Source organism: Roseateles sp. P5_E11, assembly GCF_054049355.1.
This window is the reverse complement of sequence record NZ_JBFUMO010000466.1, coordinates 1-4,660: the sequence shown is the minus strand read 5'-3', so window position 1 is coordinate 4,660 and position 4,660 is coordinate 1. Positions and strand designations below refer to the sequence as shown.

Annotated in this window: 2 protein-coding genes; both read left to right on the top strand. The window is 64.6% G+C overall.

The window, feature by feature from the left end; all coding sequences use genetic code 11:
* Positions 1-68: 68 nt before the first annotated feature.
* Entirely contained in the window at positions 69-1,130 is a 1,062-nt protein-coding gene (locus ACXJKR_RS24705; RefSeq protein ID WP_457325068.1) for a diguanylate cyclase, read from the top strand.
* A 27-nt stretch (positions 1,131-1,157) separates the two neighbouring features.
* The coding region (locus ACXJKR_RS24700; protein ID WP_457325067.1) for a PAS domain S-box protein at positions 1,158-4,660 on the top strand (3,503 nt) is incomplete at its 3' end.

Sequence of the window (4,660 nt, the reverse complement as noted above, 5' to 3'; positions counted from 1 at the left end):
AACCACGCATCATCAAACGCCGCTCTTCGAGCGGGTGACGCCGTTTCGCACGACGTCAACGACGGTCCATGAGCGACAACATCCTGCTGGTCGACGACGACCCATCCGCAATTCGTCTGCTGAGTCATATGCTGGCGGACGTGGGCAACTTGCGCTTCGCGACCAGCGGGGAGGATGCGCTGCGACTTGCGAGAGAGTCGGCGCCCGATCTGGTACTGCTCGATGCAGAAATGCCCGGCATGAGCGGGTTCGAGATTCTCGAAGCGCTCAAGGCAGACCCGGGACTCGAGGACGTGCCGGTGATTTTCGTGACCAGCCACAGCGAGCCCGAATTCGAACTGTCTGGGTTCGAGCTTGGCGCGGCCGACTTCATCGCCAAGCCCGTGAGCGCACCGTTGGTCGTGGCGCGGGTCAAGACCCAGCTGCGTGTCAAGCACATCGCCGACGAGTTGCGCCGGATCGCGACGATCGACGTGCTGACCGGTGTCACCAATCGGCGGGGTTTCGACGACGCGCTGGCGCATGAATGGCGCCGCGCCCGGCGGGCCGGTGACCCGCTGGCCGTGCTGATGATCGATGTCGACCACTTCAAGTCATTCAACGATCACTATGGTCATCCGGCGGGCGATGTGTGCCTGCGGGCCGTCGCGCAGACCCTGGCGAGCACCAGCGTGCGCCCGGCGGATCTGGTTGCGCGCTACGGCGGGGAGGAATTCGTCGTGCTGCTGCCGCAGACATCGCGTCTGGGCGCCGAGCACGTGGCCCACAGCATGCTGAATGCCGTCGAAGCGCTGACCATCCGTCACGACGCCTCGTCGGCCGCATGCCACGTCACCGTCAGCGTGGGCGTCGCCTGCTACGACAACGCGAGCGAGTGCTGGGCAGAGCCCTCGGCCGACTCTCGCGCCGCTGGTCTTGGCAGGGGCCACTCCCCGCTTGACCTGGTGCGCGCTGCCGACAAGGCCATGTATTGCGCCAAGCGCGCCGGCCGGGCCCGGGCCATGCTGCTGGACATCTGTGACGTGGATGCGCCGCAGGGGGTGCGCGAGGCACGCCGCCCTCCGGCCGGTCACGACTCCGAGCAACTGAAGCACGGCGCACTCCTCGGCACCGCATTCCCGTCCGGCTGATTGATCACGCTCTCAACAAGGTTGCCCATGCCCAGAATCGCCGGCGATACCCCCACCCTTCCCAATCCCGTCGACGGCACCGTGGAGTACCTCAACGAGGTCCGGCGCCAGGAGGCATTGCTCAAGACGGGCGCACTGCAGAGTGCAATCTTCAACAGCGCCAACTTCTCAAGCATCGCGACCGACGCGAAGGGCGTGATCCAGATCTTCAACGTCGGCGCCGAGCGCATGCTGGGCTATTCGGCCAACGACGTGATGAACAAGATCACGCCGGCCGACATCTCCGACCCGCAGGAATTGGTCGCGCGCGCCGAAGCGCTCAGCGTCGAACTCGACACCTCGATCGCGCCGGGCTTCGAAGCCCTCGTGTTCAAGGCCTCGCGCGGCATCGAGGACATGTACGAGCTGACCTACATCCGCAAGGACGGCAGCCGCTTCCCGGCGGTCGTGTCAGTCACGGCGTTGCGCGATGTCGAAGATCGAATCATCGGCTACCTGCTGATCGGCACCGACAACACGGCCCGCAAGCAGGCGGAAGAGGCGCTGCTCAAGGCCGGCGCCCTGCAATCCGCGATCTTCAACAGCGCCAATTTTTCCAGCATCGCCACCGACGCGAAAGGTGTGATCCAGATCTTCAACGTCGGCGCCGAACGCATGTTGGGTTACGCGGCCGCCGACGTGATGAACAAGATCACACCGGCCGACATCTCCGACCCACAGGAAGTGATCGCGCGCGCCATGGCACTCAGCGTCGAACTCGAGACCACCATTGCGCCGGGTTTCGAGGCGCTGGTATTCAAGGCCTCGCGCGGCATCGAGGACATCTACGAGCTGACCTACATCCGCAAGGACGGCAGCCGCTTGCCGGCCGTCGTGTCRGTCACCGCGCTGCGCGACGCCCAGAACGCCATCATTGGCTACCTGCTGATCGGCACCGACAACACCGCGCGCAAGCGCGCCGAAGAAGCGCTGCTGAAGGCCGGCGCCTTGCAGAACGCGATCTTCAACAGTGCCAACTTCTCAAGCATCGCCACCGACGCGAAGGGAGTGATCCAGATCTTCAACGTCGGCGCCGAGCGCATGCTGGGCTACACGGCCGCTGACGTGGTGAACAAGATCACGCCGGCAGACATCTCCGACCCGCCGGAATTGATTGAGCGGGCCAAGGCGCTGAGCGTCGAACTCGAGACCCCGATCGCCCCCGGCTTCGAGGCGCTGGTGTTCAAGGCCTCGCGCGGCATCGAGGACATCTACGAGCTGACCTATATCCGCAAGGACGGCAGCCGCTTCGGAGCGGTGGTGTCGGTGACGGCGCTGCGCGACGCGCAAGACGCCATCATTGGCTACCTCTTGATCGGCACCGACAACACCGCCCGCCAGCAGGTCGAAGAGGAGCGCCAGAAGCTCGACCAGCGCTTACGCGACCAGCACTTCTACACGCGCTCGCTGATCGAATCCAACATCGACGCGCTGATGACAACCGACCCGCGCGGCATCATCACCGACGTCAACAAGCAGACGGAGGCCCTGACCGGCTGCACGCGCGACGAGCTGATCGGCGCGCCGTTCAAGAACTACTTCACCGCGCCACACCGGGCGGAAGCAGGCATCAAGCGCGTGCTGGCCGAGGGCAAGGTCACCAACTACGAACTGACCGTCCGCGCCAGGGACGGCAAGCTCACCGTGGTGTCGTACAACGCCACCACCTTTCATGACCGCGACCGGCAGCTGCAAGGCGTCTTCGCGGCGGCGCGCGACATCACGGAGCGCAAGCAGTACGAGGAATCGCTGCGTCACGCAACGCAAAAGGCCGAACAGGCCAATCGTGCCAAGAGCGAGTTTCTCGCCAACATGAGCCATGAGATCCGCACCCCAATGAACGCGGTCATCGGCCTGACCTATTTGCTCGGGGAGACCTCGCTGGACGAGGAGCAGGTGGCCTTTCTGGCGAAGGTCAAGCTCGCGAGCAAGTCGCTGCTCGTGGTGCTGAACAACGTGCTCGATCTGTCAAAGATCGAAGCCGGCGAGTTGATCGTCGAGAACACCGCATTCAGCCTGCGCAGTTTGCTGAAGGAGCTGAGCGACGTGATGGCGGTGCAGGCCGAGGCCAAGGGCGTCGCCTTCGAGATCGTCGTCGAGGACGAGCTGCCGGTGGTGCTGGAGGGCGATGCGACGCGCCTGAGCCAGATCCTGACCAACCTGCTGTCCAACGCGATCAAGTTCACCGAGCAAGGCAGTGTCGAGCTGCACGTGCGGATGCTTGCCGCCACGGCCCAGCATGCGACGCTGTCGTTTGCCGTGCAAGACACCGGCATCGGCATCGCGCCCGAAGTTCAGACGCAGTTGTTCGCGCCGTTTGCCCAGGCGGATGCGTCGATCACACGGCGCTTCGGTGGCACCGGGCTGGGGTTGTCGATCGTCAAGCGATTGGCGAACCTGATGGGCGGGCACGTGAGTCTGGAGAGCACGCCCGGCGTCGGCAGCGTGTTCAGCGTCGTGCTGGACTTTGCGCTCGCCTCGCCGGATGCGGTGGCGCGGTTGGAAGCACCTCCCGCAGCAGCCGGTGAACGCGCGCTGCTGGACATCCGAGTGCTGGTCGTTGACGACAGCGACATCAACCTGGATGTGACGAAGCGCATCCTCGAACTCGAGGGCGCGAAGGTCTTGCTCGCAAACAATGGACAGGAGGCCTTCGACCTTCTTGAAGCCCAGCCCCACGCCATCGACGTGGTGCTGATGGATGTGCAGATGCCGGTACTCGACGGCCACGACGCCACCCGGCGAATCCGCCTGGAACTGCATCTGGCGGACTTGCCGATCATCGCCCTGACTGCCGGTGCGCTGAGCAGCGAGCGACAACGCGCCACGGCGGCCGGAATGGACGACTATCTTGTCAAACCGTTCGACCCGCGGTCCCTGGTGGCCAGCATCCTGCGCCGCGTTGCGCCTGTGAACGGCCGACCCGTGCAACCGGTTGCTGACTCGCCCGACACGTCGGCGCCGGATTCGCTGCCGCAGCCGTGGCCGGAGATCGAGGGGATCGACGGGTTGGACGTGCGCGAACGCCTGAGCAATGACTTCGGCTTGTTCAAATTGATGCTCAAGCGGCTGCTCGATGAGTTCCCGGACATCTCAATTCCGATCGCAGCGCAAGCCCCGATCGACCTCGCCATTCATGCCAGCCGCATGCACAAGCTGAGGGGCAGCGCGGGCACCCTCGGAGCCAGGGAGATCCATCAACTGGCGGGCGAGGCGGAGACGGCTTGTGCCGCAGGAAACGTCGAGAGATTCGGCGATCTCGCGACGCGACTTGCCATCAAGCTGCAACGGCTGGGGGAATGTGTGGCGCCGTTGCTCGTGACAGCGCCGGCCCCGGCCGAGGATCCTTCTGYGGTCATCAGCGGCGACCGCCTCAAGCCGCAGGTCCTGGCCGATTTCGTCGGCCTGCTGCGCCAGCAAAGCATGTCAGCGATCGAACGTTTCAATGGTCTCGCCCCACAGCTGCAACGGTTCTTGAGCAAGGGCACGTT

What these genes read in the sequence shown, in the direction of transcription:
- ACXJKR_RS24705 (WP_457325068.1), top strand. Translation starts at nt 69, where the DNA reads ATGAGCGACAACATCCTGCTGGTCGACGACGACCCATCCGCAATTCGT.